General features: G+C 71.9%; 14 protein-coding genes. 6 read left to right on the forward strand and 8 right to left on the reverse strand.

Going from position 1 to position 17,098, the window contains the following annotated elements; translation table 11 throughout:
- Positions 1-68: 68 nt before the first annotated feature.
- The gene (locus tag DAI20_RS11235; protein WP_108250844.1) at positions 69-731 is read right to left on the reverse strand and encodes a phosphoribosyltransferase; all 663 of its coding nucleotides are present in this window, start codon (positions 729-731) and stop codon (positions 69-71) included.
- 169 nt (positions 732-900) lie between these two features.
- Here DAI20_RS11235 and DAI20_RS11240 point away from each other — a divergent pair, with 169 nt between their 5' ends.
- The gene (locus DAI20_RS11240) at positions 901-1,644 is read left to right on the forward strand and encodes a GDSL-type esterase/lipase family protein (RefSeq protein ID WP_159085012.1); all 744 of its coding nucleotides are present in this window, start codon (positions 901-903) and stop codon (positions 1,642-1,644) included.
- Between the two features lie 81 nt (positions 1,645-1,725).
- Here the strand turns inward: DAI20_RS11240 and mmuM are convergent, their stop codons facing one another.
- Positions 1,726-2,742 (reverse strand): homocysteine S-methyltransferase, encoded by a 1,017-nt coding sequence (gene mmuM, locus DAI20_RS11245; protein ID WP_108250848.1) that lies wholly within the window; start codon positions 2,740-2,742, stop codon positions 1,726-1,728.
- Between the two features lie 122 nt (positions 2,743-2,864).
- On the opposite strand from mmuM, the gene DAI20_RS11250 reads away from it, so the two are divergent.
- Entirely contained in the window at positions 2,865-4,358 is a 1,494-nt protein-coding gene (locus tag DAI20_RS11250) for an FAD-dependent oxidoreductase (RefSeq protein ID WP_108251673.1), read from the forward strand.
- Positions 4,359-4,373: 15 nt separating this feature from the next.
- Positions 4,374-4,754 carry a DUF6804 family protein gene (locus tag DAI20_RS11255; protein WP_108250850.1) on the forward strand — a complete coding sequence of 127 codons (381 nt, stop codon included), beginning with the start codon at positions 4,374-4,376 and terminating at the stop codon, positions 4,752-4,754.
- Here the strand turns inward: DAI20_RS11255 and DAI20_RS11260 are convergent.
- The gene (locus tag DAI20_RS11260; RefSeq protein ID WP_108250852.1) at positions 4,723-5,514 is read right to left on the reverse strand and encodes an alpha/beta hydrolase; all 792 of its coding nucleotides are present in this window, start codon (positions 5,512-5,514) and stop codon (positions 4,723-4,725) included. The two genes, DAI20_RS11255 and DAI20_RS11260, sit on opposite strands and share 32 nt — an antisense overlap.
- Before the next feature lie 51 nt (positions 5,515-5,565).
- Positions 5,566-6,624, reverse strand: a complete 1,059-nt coding sequence (locus DAI20_RS11265; protein ID WP_108250854.1) for a glutathione S-transferase family protein — start codon at positions 6,622-6,624, stop codon at positions 5,566-5,568.
- Positions 6,625-6,911: 287 nt separating this feature from the next.
- Between DAI20_RS11265 and DAI20_RS11270 the strand changes: the two genes are divergently transcribed.
- Both DAI20_RS11270 and DAI20_RS11275 read left to right on the forward strand, forming a co-directional pair.
- Complete coding sequence (locus DAI20_RS11270; RefSeq protein WP_108250856.1) at positions 6,912-9,032, forward strand: DEAD/DEAH box helicase; 2,121 nt, start codon at positions 6,912-6,914, stop codon at positions 9,030-9,032.
- Positions 9,033-9,094: 62 nt separating this feature from the next.
- Positions 9,095-10,018, forward strand: coding sequence for a DUF5996 family protein (locus DAI20_RS11275; RefSeq protein ID WP_205781428.1), 924 nt, complete (start codon positions 9,095-9,097; stop codon positions 10,016-10,018).
- 117 nt (positions 10,019-10,135) lie between these two features.
- On the opposite strand, the gene DAI20_RS11280 is transcribed toward DAI20_RS11275, so the two are convergent.
- The 4 genes from DAI20_RS11280 to DAI20_RS11295 all read right to left on the reverse strand — a co-directional run bounded on the left by DAI20_RS11280 (position 10,136) and on the right by DAI20_RS11295 (position 16,592).
- The gene (locus tag DAI20_RS11280; RefSeq protein ID WP_108250860.1) at positions 10,136-10,387 is read right to left on the reverse strand and encodes a mycoredoxin; all 252 of its coding nucleotides are present in this window, start codon (positions 10,385-10,387) and stop codon (positions 10,136-10,138) included.
- Between the two features lie 72 nt (positions 10,388-10,459).
- Positions 10,460-11,866 carry a maltokinase N-terminal cap-like domain-containing protein gene (locus DAI20_RS11285; protein ID WP_108250862.1) on the reverse strand — a complete coding sequence of 469 codons (1,407 nt, stop codon included), beginning with the start codon at positions 11,864-11,866 and terminating at the stop codon, positions 10,460-10,462.
- Between the two features lie 84 nt (positions 11,867-11,950).
- Entirely contained in the window at positions 11,951-13,219 is a 1,269-nt protein-coding gene (locus DAI20_RS11290) for a D-arabinono-1,4-lactone oxidase (RefSeq protein WP_108250864.1), read from the reverse strand.
- Positions 13,220-13,373: 154 nt separating this feature from the next.
- On the reverse strand, positions 13,374-16,592 hold the full coding sequence (locus DAI20_RS11295) for a glycoside hydrolase family 2 TIM barrel-domain containing protein (protein WP_108250866.1): 3,219 nt from the start codon (positions 16,590-16,592) through the stop codon (positions 13,374-13,376).
- Positions 16,593-16,696: 104 nt separating this feature from the next.
- On the opposite strand from DAI20_RS11295, the gene DAI20_RS11300 reads away from it, so the two are divergent.
- Positions 16,697-17,035: a DUF3140 domain-containing protein gene (locus DAI20_RS11300; protein WP_108250868.1), complete on the forward strand. Its 339-nt coding sequence runs from the start codon at positions 16,697-16,699 to the stop codon at positions 17,033-17,035.
- Positions 17,036-17,098: the final 63 nt, after the last annotated feature.

Below are 17,098 nucleotides of genomic sequence, written 5' to 3' on the forward strand. Positions count from 1 at the left end.
ACTCAGCGGTTCCGACCGACGAATCCGGCACAGCTCGGCGTGTGAGCCACGCCCATAGCGGCCGCGGCTCACGCGCCGCGCAGGAGGGCCTTCACCTCGGCGTCCGTCGTCTGGTCGAACCGCACGTAGGCCTGCCCGACCGCCCAGAAGGGCTCCGGCACCCAGGCGCACTCGAGGTCGTCCGCCATCGCCTCGATCTCGCGGCAGCTGTCCCGCGCCCCGACCGGCACCGCGGCGACCACCCAGGCCGGGTTCACCGCGCGGACGGCGGTGATCGCGGCCCGCATCGTCGCGCCCGTCGCGAGGCCGTCGTCGACCAGCATCACCGTCGCGCCCTCGAGCCGGAGCGGCGGCCGGTCGCCCCGGTACTCCCGCTGCCGCCGGGCGAGCTCCACGCGCTCGCGCTCCTCCACGCGGGCGAAGGCGCCGGAAGACCTCGAGGATGCGTCCGTGAGCGTGCGGAGCACATGCGGATTCGTGACCGTGACGATCTCGCCGGCCACGGCCGCGATCGCGCCCATCGCCACCTCCGACTGCGAGGGCAGGCCGAGCTTGCGCGCCACGAGCACGTCGAGCGGGGCGTCCAGCACCGCGGCGACCTCGGCGGCGACCGGGACGCCGCCGCGGGGCAGGCCGAGCACGATCAGCCCGGAAACGTCACGGTAGCGGTGGAGCCGGGCGGCGAGCTCGCGGCCGGCCTCTCCCCGGTCCGCGTAGGGCGTGCCCCGCATGGTCCTCCTCCGGTCGAGGGGTGCGGCACGGAAATCCCGTCCGCACCGGCACCTTACGCCGCCGTCGTTTCGGCGGTCCAGGCCCGGGTCCAGGTCCCGCGTCCGGGCCGGGGCGCTCGCGCTTGCCGCTCATTCAGCGGAGAATGAAGGCAACGTGGGAAGGCAGGCTATGACTGACGAGGACACGACGGACGGCACGGTCGCCGCGCAGACGGCGGACGCGGCGACGACAGACGGGGAGCGGGCAATGAAGCCCACGGTATTTCTAGGCGACAGCATCACCGAGGCGGGCCGCTGGACCGAGTGGTTCCCGGAGCTCGAGACGGTGAACCTGGGCATCGCCGGGGAGACCACGGACGACGTGGTGGCCCGGCTGCAGGACGTGATCGACGCCGACCCGGGCACCGTCGTGGTGCTCGTGGGCACGAACGACATCGGCCGGCGGCGGCGGAGCACGGAGTACATCGGCCGCAACATCGAGACGATCCTGGTGGAGCTGCGCAAGCACCTGCCCGAGGCGCGCATCATCCTGCAGTCGGTGATGCCGCGGACGAAGGACTTCGCGCGCGGCGTCCACGAGATCAACGTCCACATCCGTCAGTTCGCTGCGGTCGCGACGGCGCGGGCGGAATGGCTGGACCTGTGGCCGGTGCTGGCGGAGCCCGACGGGTCGCTCTCGCCGAAGTACAGCGACGACGGGCTGCACCTCAACGAGGCCGGTTACCAGGCCTGGGTCGAGGCGCTTCGTCCGGTGCTGCTCCGGAAGGACGGCGGCCAGGGGCACTCCGACGGCCGCGGCGGCGCCGGACGGGCGGGTGAGTTCGACGGCGAGTCGCAGCAGGGCGTGGATCCGATGATCGAGCGCAGGCGCCAGTCGGAGTCCGTCGTCACGTCGAACCCGGATCGCCCCTAGCTGCGTCGTCCGGCGTCGCGCTCGCCGCGACGTCGCGGCGTCGCGGCGTCGTGTGTGCACGCAGCCGGTCGCCGGATGTCCTCAGGCCGTCGTCGGGTGCTGCGCGATGCCCTCGGCGATGTGCGCGATGTGGGCCGGCATGACCCGGCAGCATCCGCCGACCGCGCCGACTCCGGCAGCCAGCCACGCGTCGAGCAGGGCGTCGCCGTAGCGCGGCTCGCCCGACCAGCGGCGTGCGCCGGCGTCCCAGGTCTCACCGCTGTTCGGGTAGGCGATCCTCCGAGATACGCCGGCCCGCTCGGCCGCCTCGAGCGCCGGGATGACCTCGGCCGGGGCGCTGCAGTTGATGCCCGCCGCGACGATGGTGGGCGCGGACGCGGCGATGGCGAACGCCTCCTCCAGCGGCTCCCCGGATCGGAGCCGACCGGACGCCGCCGTGACGGCGACCCAGGCGGGGACGCCCAGGCGATCCGCCTCCGCGACGACGGCCTCCGTCTCCGCGACGCTGGGGATGGTCTCGATGGCGAGCAGGTCCGCCCCGCTGTCGGCGAGCACCTGCATGCGGCGGCGGTGCCACATCCGCAGCTCGCGCACCGAGAGCCCGTAGTCGCCGCGATACTCGGAGCCGTCGGCGAGCATGGCCCCGTACGGACCGACGGACGCCGCGACCAGCCGCCGTCCGGTTGGGTTCGGGACGCGCGCGGCTCCGGACGGCCCCGAAGCATCTGCAGCGTCCGCCGCATCCGCCGCCTCTCGGGCGAGCTCAACGCTCCGCCGCAGCAGCCGTTCCGTCTCCCGAGCATCGATCCCCTCACGCTCGAAGCCCTCGAACGACGCCTGGTAGCTGCACGAGATGGCCACCTGCGCCCCGGCGGCGAAGAACTCGGCGTGCGCGGCCACGACCTCCTCGGGACGCTCCGCGAGCAGGCGGGCCGACCACAGGTCCGAACGCAGGTCGTTGCCGCGCTGCTCGAGCAGGGTGCCGAGGCCCCCGTCCAGCACGATGGGGCCGGCGGCGAAGACCTCCCGCACGGCCGAAACCGACGCTCCGCTCACCGTGCGGCCCGCCCGCCGTGCACCGGTGCGGCTCCCCGACATCGATCCCGTTCCATGAAGCGACCCTACCCACGCTCGCCGGCGCGACCGCCGATTCGTGCCCTCCGACAGGGTCGGCGGGACCGGCGGGCGTAGGGTGGCCGAAGGGAGGCACACCGATGTCCATGAAGTCGCTCTGGCTTGACCGGCCGCCGATCACGCTCGCGGAACAGCCGCCCTTCGAGGCGGGTGCGACCTACGACGACATCGTCGTCGGCGCGGGCCTCACCGGTCTCACGACGGCCCTGCTGCTCGTGCGGGCCGGCCGGCGGGTGGCCCTGCTGGAGGCCCGATCCATCGGAGCGGTGACCACGGGCAACACCACCGCGAAGCTCTCGCTGCTCCAGGGGACCCGGCTCTCCAGCATCCTCGCCTCCGCGTCCACCGCGACCGCCTCCGCCTATGTCGAGGGCAACCGGGAGGGCCGGGACTGGCTGCTGCGCTACTGCGTCGACCACGGCGTGCCCGTGCAGCGCCGCGACGCCTACACGTATGCGGGCACGCGCGACGGGCGGGAGGCGGTCCGGCGGGAGTACGAGGCCGCGCGATCGCTCGGCCTTGAGGTCACGTTCGAGGACGACGCGGGCCTGCCCTTCGAGTCGCACGGCGCCGTCCGGCTCGCCGATCAGGGGCAGTTCGACCCCATGGACGTGCTCGAGGCTCTGACGCGGGACTTCACCGCCCGGGGCGGGCTCCTCTACGAGGGCGTGCGGGTGCAGGGCGTCGACGCCCGCAAGCCCGCCCGCGTGAAGACCACGAAGGGCGACGTGTTCGCCGAGCACGTGATCCTGGCGACCGGCATCCCCATCCTCGATCGCGGGCTGTACTTCGCGAAGCTCACCCCGCAGCGGTCGTACGCCCTCGCCTACCGGGTGCCGGGCGCGATCCCCTCCGGCATGTACGTGACCGCCGACGAGCCGACCCGCTCCCTGCGCACCACGCCCGACCCCGCCGGATCCGGCGAGCTGCTCGTCGTCGGCGGCAACGGTCACGAGGTGGGCAGGCACGCGTCCCCGCAGTCCCAGGTCGACGACCTCGAGGCCTGGACGACGACGCACTTCCCGGGCGCGGAGCGCACGCACGTCTGGAGCGCGCAGGACTACGAGTCCCACAACGAGATCCCGTTCGTCGGCTGGCTGCCCCGCGCCCACGGCCGCGCCTTCGTCGCGACCGGCTACAGCAAGTGGGGGATGACGAACGCCGTCGCCGCCGCGATCCGCCTGTCAGCGGAGATCCTGGGCGGCAACCTGCCCTGGGCCGACCAGCTGGGGCACCGGATCACCCGCCCGCAGTCCCTCGTCGAGGGCGCCATCGCGAACCTCAAGGTCGGCGCGGAGGCCACGCGCGGCTGGGTGGCCGCGGAGCTCGGCAGCCTGCCCGACGCGCCGCCCGCGGAGGGTGAGGGCGTCGTGGGAAGCGACGGCGGCAAGCCCGTCGCGGTGTGCACGGTCGGCGGGATCACCAGGACGGTCTCCGCGGTGTGCTCGCACCTCGGTGGCATCGTGACGTGGAACGACGCCGAGCGCTCCTGGGACTGCCCGCTGCACGGCTCACGCTACTCGGCCGACGGCACCCTGCTCGAAGGGCCCGCGACCTCGGACCTGGCGCCGCGCGGCTGATGGGAGACTGGGACGGTGCCGAACCGTCCCGCTCCCGCGTCCGCCGCCGACTTCCTGCGACCCGCGCTCGCCCCCGGGCTGCTCGGGGCGATCGTGCTCGTGGCCGGGCTCGCGCTGATCGACACGTCGTGGTTCGTCCCGGTGCGCTTCATCGTCGCCATCCTGGCGCTCATCATGTGCGTCTTCGCGGTGCGTGGGCGCGCGTGGTGGGCCCTGCCGTTCCTGGCGGCGATCGCCGTCCTGTGGAACCCCGTGGTGGTGATCCCGGTCGACGATCAGCCCTGGCAGGCTCTCCAGTTCGCCGCGGCCCTCGTGATGGTGGTCGCCGGCATCCTCATCCGGGTACCCGCGGAGGACGCCCGGGCTAGTGCAGGTCCCAGGCGGGGATCACGGTGAACGCGTCCTCCTCGCGCAGCCCGCGCCGGAGGAACTGCACGGTGTCGTCCAGGGCGCGCTCGCTGATCGCAGGCTGAAGGCCCGGGTAGCGGAACCAGCCGTTCGCGGCACCCGGGTACTCGACGATGCGGGCCGGCACGCCCGCACGCTTCAGGGCGTCCACCCGGCCGGTCGTCGCGTCGAGCGCCTGGTCGTGCTCGCTCACCAGCACGAGAGTGCCGGGGAATCCGCTCGCGTCGTCGAGGGGAGCGACGTCGTCGGTCGGGGAGACGAGCACCTGGCGCATGACGAACGGCCCGCGTTCGGCCACATTGCGCGGCATCAGCGCGTTCAGGAGGTCGGCGCCGGGCCCGTCGCCGATCACGCCGAGGTGATCGCCCGCGGCGCCCCAGCCCGCGGCGTGGCCCTTGCTCCAGGTGATGGCCGCCGCCGCGGTGGCAAGCCGCTGCTCGGGCGGGAGGGACGGCGACAGGGGCTCGAGCACGTGCACGACGGCGGCGTTCAGGCGGGCGGCGATGCGGCTCGGCAGCCAGGGCGATGCCGAGGCGCCGTCCGCCGGGAACACCACGACGAGCGGGCGCCCGGGCTGGTACTCCTTCGGCGTGTAGACCCGCATGCGCACGGCGCCGCCGGGCTGCGGGAAAGACCGCTCGTCCACGTCGACGTCGCGGGCGATGCCCCCGCGGAAGCCCGCGAGGAAGCCGGGGGACAGCGCCCCGAGCGCACTCAACAGCCGGACCTTGATCGGGATGCGCGCCATCGGCGCTCCTTTCGACGTGCTCTGCGTTCGGGTGGGGCGGTTGTCTGAGGGCTAGGACCGGCCGGATCCGCCGGCGCCGTGCTCCGGAGGCACCGTCTCGTCCGCGGGCGGCGGGGGCGGGGGAGTGCCGTCCCCGAAGGGCCGGCCGCCCAGCTCCTCGCGCCCGTGCGGGTCGAGCCAGCCGGAGGTGTCCGGGCCGACGGGCACGACGCCGGTCGGGTTGATGTCCCGGTGCGTCGCGTAGTAGTGCTGCTTGATCTGCACGAAGTCGATGGTGTCGCCGAACCCCGGCGTCTGGAAGAGGTCTCGCGCGTACGCCCAGAGCACGGGCATCTCGCTGAGCTTGCTGCGATTCGCCTTGAAGTGCCCGTGGTACACGGCGTCGAAGCGAGCGAGGGTGGTGAACAGCCGCACGTCCGCCTCGGTGATCGTGTCGCCGACGAGGAAGCGCTGCCGCTCCAGCCGCTCGCTCAGCCAGTCGAGCGCGGCGAAGAGGCGGTCGTACGCCGCCTCGTAGGCGTCCTGGCTGCCGGCGAAGCCGCAGCGGTAGACCCCGTTGTTCACCTCGGTGAACACGCGCTGCGCGACCTCGTCGATCTCGGCGCGTAGCGCCTCGGGGTACAGGTCGGGCGCGCCCTCGCGGTGGTACTCGGTCCACTCGGTGGAGAAGTCGAGCGTGATCTGGGGGTAGTTGTTCGTGACGACCATCCCGCTCGGCACGTCGACGATGGCGGGCACCGTAATGCCCCGCGGGTACTCGGGGAAGCGGCGGAAGTACGCCTCCTGCAGCCGCTCGATGCCGAGGACCGGGTCGACGGCGCCCGGGTCGAGGTCGAAGGTCCAGCTGCGCTCGTCGTGGGTCGGGCCCGGCAGGGCGAGCGAGATGACGGACTCGAGCCCGAGGAGCCTGCGGACGATGACCGTGCGGTTCGCCCAGGGGCACGCCCGCGCGGCGACGAGGCGGTAGCGGCCGGGCTCGACGGGCCAGCCGTCCCTCGCGTCCCGGGTGATCCGGTCCTCGATGTAGTTGGTGTCCCGGGTGAACTCGCCCTGCTCGACGTACCGGCCCTGGGGTGCTGGGCTCGGCGGAGCCACCGTCTCGCTGCTCATCCCCCCAGCCTAGGCCGGTACGCGGATCGATATCCGGTGCGGCGACACGCGGCGCTCGCAGCGAACCGGCGCCGCCGCGGCCGCCCGGGTAGCGTAAACTGTCTGTGCGCACGGTGGGGCGCCTCATCACCATCTCGACCCGGATCGTTCAGGTTGCTCGAGAGACGGTGCCCGCCGTACGGAGGCATTCGGTCCGTCAGGATGCGATCTCCGCGCACGCGGCCGAGGACGGCCGCAGCCCATTCCCCGTCGAGCGGCGGGGATGGTTTTGAATCTCAAGGAGAAGCATGGCTCGAACCGGCCAGCGTCGTTCCGCCCGTTTCCGCAGCGTCGACAACGACGGGCTCATCCCCGTGCTCGCCCGCGCCGTGCGCGAGGTGGAGACCGCCGCCCAGCGCGGCAAGCTCAAGCCCGCGAACCGCACCAAGTTCCAGGTCATCGCGCTGCTCATGCGCGAGGAGCGCGCGCACGCGAAGACCGACCCGGACCTGACCGACGCCGAGCGCGCCGAGGTGCTGAAGCGGCTTGACGGCATCGCCTCGATCCTCGCCAAGACGGCGGCGCGGGACACGTCCGTGCTCACGCTCCTCGACCCGGACGCCGTGGTGTCGGACGCCGCGCGTAGCCTGCGCAAGCAGATGCTGTTCGAGGGCGGCATCGAGATCGTCACCGAGGACGCGCTGCCGGTGAAGGAGCCGGAGATCGACCTCGAGCTCGCGCAGAAGCAGGTCGTGCCGCCGTCGGTGAAGGCCCGCGCCCTGGCGAACCCCTTCCTCGCACCCGACCTCGACCGGCTCGCCCCGGCGCCGACCCCGCGCCGCCTGGCGAACTGGGAACTCCTCGGGCCGCTTTTCAAGTCCTTCGAGTACGGCGCCGGCGGCCAGATCGCCAGCATGGACCTTCCGGAGTCGCCGCGCATCGACCGGCTCTCGCCCGAGGGCCTCGAGCTGATGCGGCACCAGGCCCGCTTCCTCGAGAGCGTCCGCCTCGGCCACCGCACGTTCCTGCTCGCGGACGAGCCCGGCCTCGGCAAGACCGCCCAGTCGATCCTCGCGGCATCGGTCGCCGGCGCGTACCCGCTGCTCGTGGTTGTGCCCAACGTCGTCAAGATGAACTGGGCGCGCGAGGTGCAGCGCTGGACGCCGGGACGCCGCGCGACCGTGATCCACGGCGACGGCAACACGCTCGACGCCTTCGCCGATGTCGTCATCGTCAACTACGACGTGCTCGACCGGCACATCGGCTGGCTCGGCACCCTCGGCTTCAAGGGCATGGTCGTCGACGAGGCCCACTTCATCAAGAACCTGCACTCCCAGCGCTCGCAGCACGTGCTCGCGCTGGCGCAGAAGATCCGCGAGCGGGCGACGAACCCGCTGATGATGGCCCTCACCGGCACGCCCCTCATCAACGACGTGGACGACTTCCGCGCCATCTGGCGCTTCCTCGGCTGGATCGACGAGAGCAAGCCGACGGGCGAGCTCATGGCCCACCTCGAGGACAACGGGCTCACCCCGGCGGACTTCGGCTTCTTCGCCGAGGCGCGGGCCGCCGTCATCGACATGGGGATCGTGCGCCGGCGCAAGATCGACGTCGCCGCCGACCTGCCCGCGAAGCGGATCGCCGACCTGCCGGTCGAGCTCGACGAGGACCTCGGCCGCTCCATCCGTCAGGCCGAGGCCGAGCTCGGGCAGCGGCTGGTGCGCCGCTTCCGCGCCCTCGCCTCCTCCCGCAACACGACCGTGGCCGACGTGCTCGCCGGTCCGGCAGGCGAGCTCGACTCGATGCTCCGCATGGTGGCGCAGGGCGAGCTCGAGGAGTCGAAGGCCGCCAAGACCGGCGAGAACGTGTTCACCATGGTGCGCAAGATCGGCCAGGCGAAGGCCGGGCTGGCTGCCGACTACGCGGCGCAGCTGGTGCGCTCGGTCGGCAAGGTCGTGTTCTTCGCGAAGCACATCGACGTGATGGACCAGGCGGAGGAGACGTTCGCGAAGCGGGGGATCAAGAGCATCTCCATCCGCGGCGACCAGTCGCCCGCGCTGCGTCAGCAGCAGATCGACGCCTTCAACAACGACCCCGAGGTGTCGGTGGCGGTCGCGTCGCTCACCGCCGCCGGAGTGGGGCTCAACCTGCAGGCCGCGTCGAACGTCGTGCTCGCGGAGCTGTCCTGGACGAGCGCGGAGCAGACGCAGGCGATCGACCGCGTGCACCGCATCGGTCAGGATGAGCCGGTGACGGCGTGGCGCATCATCGCGTCGCAGACCATCGACGCCAAGATCGCCGAGCTCATCGACAGCAAGGCCGGACTCGCGTCCCGGGCCCTTGACGGCGAGGACGTCGAGCAGGTGGAGGCGGGCTCGGTGCAGCTGCAGGCGCTCATCGCCCTGCTGCGGGAGTCGCTGGGCGCCTAGCCCGGGCTTCGGACGACCGGGGCCGCCGCGGTCCCGGTCCCGGCCTCCACTACTCTCGACCCATGGACAGACTGGCCGAGGTGACTCGAACGGACGACATGCAGCGGACCGGTGGGGTGCGGCCTCGGCCGGTGCTCCGCGTGGCGGACTGGGCGGAGACCAGGCAGACCCTGCACATGTGGCTGCAGATCGTCGGCAAGATCCGCATGATCAACGCGACGCCGCTGAACCACTACTGGCACGTCACCCTCGTGGTCACCCCGCGGGGACTGAGCACGGGCCATGTGTCGGACGCCGTCGGCGCCTTCGACATCGAGTTCGACTTCGTGGCCCACGAACTCGTGGTGCGCCGCGACGACGGACGCGCGGCGTCCCTGCCGCTCGAGTCGATGACCGTCTCCGACTTCTTCGAGCGGGTGCGGTCGATCTGCGCGTCGCTTGACATCGACACGCGCATCCATGCCGCGCCGAACGAGGTCGACCCCGCCGTCCCGTTCGCCGAGGACCGCCTGCACTCGACCTACATGCCCGAGCACGCGTCGGCCTTCTGGCGTCAGCTCGTCGACGCGAACCACGCGCTGCAGACCTTCCGCGGCGGCTTCGGCGGCAAGTCGAGCCCCGTGCACTTCTTCTGGGGCGCCATGGATCTCGCCGTCACCCGGTTCTCCGGGCGTCCGGCACCCGAGCACCCGGGCGGCGTGCCCAACTGTCCCGACTCCGTCATGGTGGAGAGCTACTCGGCGGAGCTCAGCAGCGCGGGCTTCTGGCCGGGCGGCGGCGCCGAGGGCGCCTACTACTCGTACATGTACCCGGAGAAGCCGGGCTACCGCGAGGCCGCTGTGCCGGCGGGAGCGTTCTACGACGAGCAACTCGGCGAGTACCTGCTGCCCTACGAGACGGTGCGTCTCGCCGACGATCCGGATGCCGTCGTGCAGCAGTTCCTCACGGCGACCTTCGAGGCCGCCCGCGCCGCCGCGGAGTGGTGAACCTCCGGTCCCTGAGCCTGTCGAAGGGACGTCACCTGCGAGGGGAGCGTCCCTTCGACAAGCTCAGGGACCGTGAGGCTCGGAGCCGCGCGGTGGGAGTTGAACAGATATCGAGCCCTACAGGCGGGCCGTGACCTCGGCGAGCGACGGGTTCGTCGCGGTGCTGCCGTCCGGGAAGATGACCGTCGGCACGGTCTGGTTGCCGCCGTTGACCTTCTCGACGAGCTCGGCGGTGCCGGGCACCTCCTCGATGTTCACCTCGGTGTAGGCGACGCCGGCGCGGTCCAGCTGCGTCTTCAGTCGACGGCAGTAGCCGCACCAGGAGGTGGAGAACATGGTGATCGATCCGGCGGAGGGTACGTAGTCCATGTCCTCCTCAACAGCCCGGACAGCGGGCTGATTCCCGCTCTCGGTAATTCGCCGGTGCCCCGGCCGGTGGCGTCAGGTCTGCGGGACGGAGCGCATCGCGAGGCGCCGCACGGCCCGGGTGGGGATCTCGAGCCAGTCCGGCCGGTTACGGATCTCGTAGATCGCCTCGTACACGGCCTTGTCGATCTCCAGCGCGTCGAGCAGCGCACGGTTGGCCCGCACGTCGCGGCCGGACTCCTCGATGTAGCCGTCGAGGAACGCGCGGCGGGCGGAGTGCGCCCAGGCCGTGGCGGCCTCGGCGTCCGCCGCACCGCTCAGCGTGAGCGAGCCGGCGACGTAGTCGAACGAGCGCAGCATCCCCGCGACGTCGCGCAGGGCGATGTCCGGCTCCGATCGCTCGGTCATGGGCCGCAGGGGCTCGCCCTCGAAGTCGAGCAGCACCCAGCCGCGGTCCGGGACCGCGAGCACCTGACCCAGGTGGTAGTCCCCGTGGATGCGCTGCAGCCGAGGCCACTCGACCGCCTCGGCGGCGGCGTACACGCGCTCGATGGCCGAGCGGTGCTCCTCGAGCTGCGGCACCTCGCGCAGTGCGGTGGCAAGGCGCGACCGCAGGCTCGACATGATGCCGCCGACGACCTCGGGAGTCGCCTCGACCGTGGGCAGCGCGGAGGCGAGCGTCTCGTGCACGGACGCGGTCGCGGCGCCGAGTGTGCGGGCCCGGTCCGCGAAGTCCTGGCCGGACTCGGCAGCCTGCAGTGCGACGCGCCAGGCGTCCTGGACGCCCGGCAGGAACTCCTGCGCGAAGGCGAGGTGCCCGGTGGCCATGCTCTCGGTCCGGCCCGGGTCCGCCCAGCTGCCCTCGACGTAGCCGACGGACAGCGGCACGTTCGGTGATCCCGCGCCGGCGAGGGCGGACTGCAGCACGACGTCCGGGTTCTCGCCGTGGTGGATGGCGCGGAACACCTTGCAGATCATGGGGTTCACGGCGTTGCCGTCCGCGCCGACCATGTCGTAGATGATCGAGGTGTTCGACTGCTCCCCGCTCAGCACGCGCGAGCCGACCACGGTCACGACGTCGACGCCCGGCTGGCGGTGGCCGCGGGCGGAGGAGCCCTCGGACTCCTCGCTGACCTGCGCCTCGGCCTCGTCCAGGATGAGGCGCAGCAGCGCCCACGCGTACGCGGGGTCCTTCGGGCCGTCGTAGACGTAGAGATGCGTGCCGTCGTCCTCGGTCACCTCGCCGATGAGGTCGGCCTCGTGGCCCTCGAGCGGCGCGTCGCGGAACGTGAGCGGCACCTGGTAGAGAGCGGGCTCGTCACCGGAGCTGTCCAGCAGCAGGTGCGTCTCGATGCGGGCGAACCAGCCCTCGTCGCGGAAGGACCAGTGACCGCGTCGTTCGAGCGTGGGGGTTCTTCCCTTGCCTCCGTACCAGCGTTGCGTGGCGATCCAACCGGGGAGGAATTCGGGAACTGCACTCATGGTCCCGACCCTACGCGAATCGGGGCGCGGCGGCCCGGCTGCACCCGCACGGATGCGGGAAGCCGGGCCGGCGGACGGGGCGGGTCAGGCGCCGAGGATGGTGCGCTCGAGCCACGGGTTGCGGAAGGCCCCGCGGGGGTCGAGGCTCTCCACGAGGTTCAGGAACTGCGGGAGCTTCGGGTACAGCGGCGCGATGTCCGCGGCGCCGGCGGCGAAGACTTTGCCCCAGTGCGGGCGGGCCTTGAAGGGGCGGAGCGCATCCTCGATCACGGCGGCGATGCGATCGACGGCCTCCTGCTCCTGGCGCCAGGTGAAGTGCAGACCGATGGTGTCGGTGCCGTACTGCGGGCTGAGCCAGAGCTCGTCCGCGGCCATGGTGCGGATCTCGCAGATCTGCAGCAGCGGCACGATCTGGTCGCGCAGTTTCTGGACGGCGCGGATGGCGTCCACGGCGTGCTCGCGCGGCACGAGGAACTCCGACTGGATCTCATCGCCGTTGCTCGGCGTGAAGCCCATCACGAAGTGCGGAAGGCGCTCCCACCACGGTCCGGGGACGCCGAGCTGCGGCGTGCAGCGCTCGGCGGACAGCTCGGGGATCGGGTGGCGGTCGGCCGGGGCGGGGGTGGCGCCGTAGAACTCGGTGCGCACGTCCTCGGCCTCGTCCGTCACCCGGGACTTGAGCCACACCATCTCGACGGTGTCGCTGAACCGCGTGAACAGGCTCGTGCTGTAGGCGGCGCCGGTGATGGCGTCGAAGTCGCTGTACACCGCGTCCCATGGCAGGTGCTCGAAGACCCGCTGGCGCACGCTGTACGCGGGCTCGACGTCGAGCGTGAGGCTCGTCACGGCGCCGAGGGCGCCGACGTTGACGACCATGCCGGCGAAGTCGGGGTCGGTGCGGACCGCGCGGAGCAGGTCGCCGTTCGAGGTGAGGATCTCCAGGCCGGCCACGGCGGTGGCGAGGTTGCCGTTGCGGTTGCCGGATCCGTGCGTGCCGGTGGCGACGGCGCCCGCAACCGAGATGTGCGGAAGGGAGGCGAGGTTGTGCAGGGCGAGACCCTCGGCCTCGAGGAGCGGGGCGAGCTCGCCGTAGGTCATGCCGCCGGAGAAGGTCACGGTGCCTGCGTCGCGGTCGACCTCGAAGCGCCGGGGGAGCCCGCCGATGTGCACGAGCTGCTCGGAGTCCGCAACGTCGCTGAACGAGTGCCGCGAGCCGAGCACGCGCACCCGCGGGGCCGTCGACACGATCTCCCGCAGCTCGTCGATGCTGGAGGGGCGGTGGATCTCCGCGGCCCGATACGTGTAGTTGCCTGCCCAGTTGCGCTCGCCGGTCACGACCGTGTGTCCATTCATCGGACCAGGCTATACGCCGGTCGAGCCCACCCGGTACGGCGGGCTCGACCGGCGGCCCGTGAGTGCTATCGAGACCCCTGTAGTGCTTCGAGAGTGATCGCGAAGGAGCGGGCTGGATGACGATCCTGTCCGGTTCGCGTGCCGAGGGTCGGCGCTATCGAGACCCCAGTAGTGCTTCGAGAGTGATCGCGAACGAGCGGGCTGACGGCCAGTTGGCGTGCTTCGGCAGCACGTCGATGCCGCAGGCCCGGGAGCCGAGACCGTGCTGGCGCTCGTCGAGGTACAGGTACACGTGCTCGCTCGGGGGCAGCTCGTGCGGGTGCCGTGCCACGTCCAGCTCATGGGCCGTGTGCCGCGTGACCGTGAACCCGGCGCGGTGGCCCTGGGCGTCCGCCTCCGTGGTCACGCAGAGGCGCGGCCCGTGCCGGTCCTCCAGCACGAGCTCGCGCAGGGCGCTGCGGTGCCCGTTCTCCTGCGGCATCGAGTAGTTCACGCCGAGGTCGTCGATCGCGCTGCCGAACCGGCCTACCCGGGCGGCGCGCGAGCTGTCCGGGTACGACTCGAGCGGCCCCGTGCCGAACCAGTCCGCGTGGGTGAGCTCCGGGGGCAGGGCGAAGCGCACGCCGGTGCGCGGCCAGGTGACCGCCCAGTCCGTCGTGGGCACGAGGTCGACCTGAAGGCGCAGGGCCTCCCCGACGAGGGTCCAGCGGTAGACGACCTCGATCGCGCTCGCGCTGTTCGCCGCGGACGTGAACACGGTCGTCGTGACTGCCGTGTCCGTCGCCACGACGCCGTCGACGCGGTGCACGAGCCGATCCAGCCCGGCGCGGCGCCACCGCTCCTCCGACGACGGCCCGGGCTCGCCGCGGCCGAACGTGAGCTCGGGGTCGCCTAGCTCGTAGGATCCGCCGCTCGCGCCGCGGTCGTTGTCCGTCGGGGCGCGCCAGAGCTCGAGCCGGGGTCCGTCGATCGGCATGCCGCCGAGTCGCACGAGGGAACCGGTGATCGCGTCGAACTCCGCGGGACCGAGGCTCACCGTTCCGCTCGCGCCCGTCGCATCCCCGGTCGCGGGCACAGCGTTCGTGCGCAGGAGGTCCGTCGTGCTGAGCGTCCCGGACTCGTACTCGGCCTCCGCCGCAGCGGTCCGCTGCGCCTGCGGGGTGACGTCGTACTGCGCGAACGCGACGACGTGGCCCGCGGGCGCCCAGGCGGTGTCCTCGAGGAGGGACGCCCGCACCGTGATCCAGAGCTCGCCGGGCTCGCGGTCGGTGAGCGGCGACTCCTCGGGAAGCGGGGGAGCGATCTGCTCGAGCGCCTCGGCGAGCGTTGCCTCGACGGTCTCGCCCGGCGGGATGACCGGCATGTCGACCCCGTCGCCGTCGATGGGGATGCCGTTGCGCTCGAGCACCCAGCTGAACTCGAGGTGCGAGGTGTCGAGCGAGTGGTAGCTGTTCTGGATCTGCAGCAGGTGGCCGTCGGCCTCGTCGTTCGAGCCGAGCAGTTCGCCGAACCGGATGGGCTGCACGACGGCCGCGAACTCGGCGAGGCCCGGGGTGGGGGACTCGTCGGGCAGCACGAGGCCGTCCATCACGAAGTTGCCGTCGTGCACGACCTCGCCGAAGTCCCCGCCGTAACCGTAGAACGGCGTGCCGTCCTCCGTCATCGTGAGGATGCCGTGGTCGCGCCACTCCCAGACGAACCCGCCGTGCAGGCGCGGGTAGCGGTCCACGAGCGCCTCGTACTCGCTGAACCCGCCCGGCCCGTTGCCCATCGCGTGGGCGTACTCGCAGAGGAGGAACGGCATGGCGCGCAGGCGCGCGCCCTCGGCCGGCGTCGCGCCGAGGAGGGCTCCCGGGATGCTATCGGAGCCGATGGACTCGGTCTCCTGCAGGTTCGAGTACATGCGGCTGTAGATGTCGGTGTACGCGCCCGCGTGGTCGCCCTCGTAGTGCACCGGGCGACCCGGGTCGCGGTGCCGCACCCACGTCGACATGGCGGCGAGGTTGCGGCCCGTGCCCGCCTCGTTCCCGAGGGACCAGATCACGATGGCGGGGTGGTTCTTGTCGCGCTCGACCGTTCGCTCGATGCGGTCGAGCAGCGCCGCCTCCCAGCGCGGGTCGTCGCTCGGGTTGCCGGCCCAGCCGAGGTGCTCGAAGCCGTGGGTCTCCAGGTCGCACTCGTCGATCAGCCAGAAGCCGAGCTCGTCGGCGAGATCGAGCACCCGCGGGTGCGGCGGATAGTGGCTCGTGCGGATGGCGTTGACGTTCGCGCGCTTCATCGCGGCCATGTCGGCGCGGGCGTGGTCCTCGTCGAACACGCGGCCGCGCTCCGGGTGGGTCTCGTGGCGGTTCACGCCGTGGAACACCACGCGCCTCCCGTTGACCGTGAAGATGTCACCGACGATGCGCACGGTGCGGAAGCCGAGCCTCAGGGAGACCGTCTCAGCGGCGGACGACACGGTCGCGTCGTACAGGCGGGGCGCCTCGGCGCTCCAGGGCTCCACGGCCTCGACCGGGATCGGTGCCACCTCTTCGGGCGCGTTCCAGACGGTCGAGATCCCGAGCTCGGGCACGGCGACCGTGACGGGATAGGCCGACTCCTCGGCGCGCACCTCGACGGCGAGCAGGCCGGCGCCGGTCTCGTGGTCGAACTCGGCGCGGGCCCACACGTCCTCGATGCCGCCGGCCGGGCGACCGAGCAGGGTGACGTCGCGGAAGATCCCGGGCAGCCACCACTGGTCCTGGTCCTCGACGTAGGTGGACGCGGACCACTGGTGCACCCGCACCACGAGCACGTTCCCGCCGGGCCGCACGAGCGCGGTCACGTCGAACTCCTGCACGAGCCGGCTGCCGGCGCCGACGCCGACCTCCTCGCCGTTCAGCCAGACCCGGTAGACGGACTCCACGCCGTCGAAGCGCAGCAGGACCCGATCCAGGTCCTGCCAGCCGTCAGGCAGGTCGAAGCGGCGGCGGTGGTCGCCGGTCGGGTTCTCGTGCGGCACGCGGGGCGGATCGATCGGGATCGGGAACTGCACGTTCGTGTAGATGGGGCTGCCGTAGCGCCCGTCGCCCTGCAGCACCCAGTGCGACGGCACGGGCAGCTCGTCCCAGTCCGCGTCGTCGAAGTCGACGGCGGCGGCGCTGTCGTCGAGACCGCGCGGCGTCGGGGACAGGCGGAACCGCCAGCTCCCGTTGAGCGACAGCGCCGGCGCATCGGTGTGCAGCCAGGAGCGAACGGGAGAACGGAGTCCGGATCCCGGGGTGAAGTCTTCGAAGTAGTTCTCGGTCACGTGGGAAGGTGCTCTCTTGCTCGTCCGGCGGGCGGGCTCTCCGGGCGGCTGCCGGGCGACGACGCCCGGAACCACTGAAGCCATCGGCTCAGGATACGTTTCCGAGCAGGCGAGGAAATAACCGAAGCCGACCCCTTGTACCGAAACGCCCGCATGCGCTACGGGGCATGCGGTGCCAGGGTTGGACCATGGCAGAGACAGAGGGACTCGACGACATCTGGACCGACTGGCAGGACGCGGTCAATATGACGCGGAAGGAGCTGTCGGACTGGCTCGACACGGAGGAGTCGCAGTCCGTCGGCGACACCGGCGGCGACGGCGAGTCGACCGGCCACAGGTCGGGGCGCCGCATCGTGGAGATCCTCGGTACGAAGAAGGGCGACCTCAGCGAGGACGACGTCGCCTGGATGCGCAAGGTGGTGGGCTACGTGCACCGGCACCGCGCCCAGCAGCCGAGCGGGGACGTCGAGAACACGAAGTGGCGCTACTCGCTGATGAATTGGGGCAACGACCCGCTCAAGGACTGAGCGGGACCGAGCGGGACCGAGCACTAGGGACGAACGCGGACCGGCTCGGGCGCCATTCTGGCG

Source organism: Planctomonas deserti (assembly GCF_003067705.1).
GTDB classification, from domain to species: Bacteria; Actinomycetota; Actinomycetes; order Actinomycetales; family Microbacteriaceae; genus Planctomonas; species Planctomonas deserti.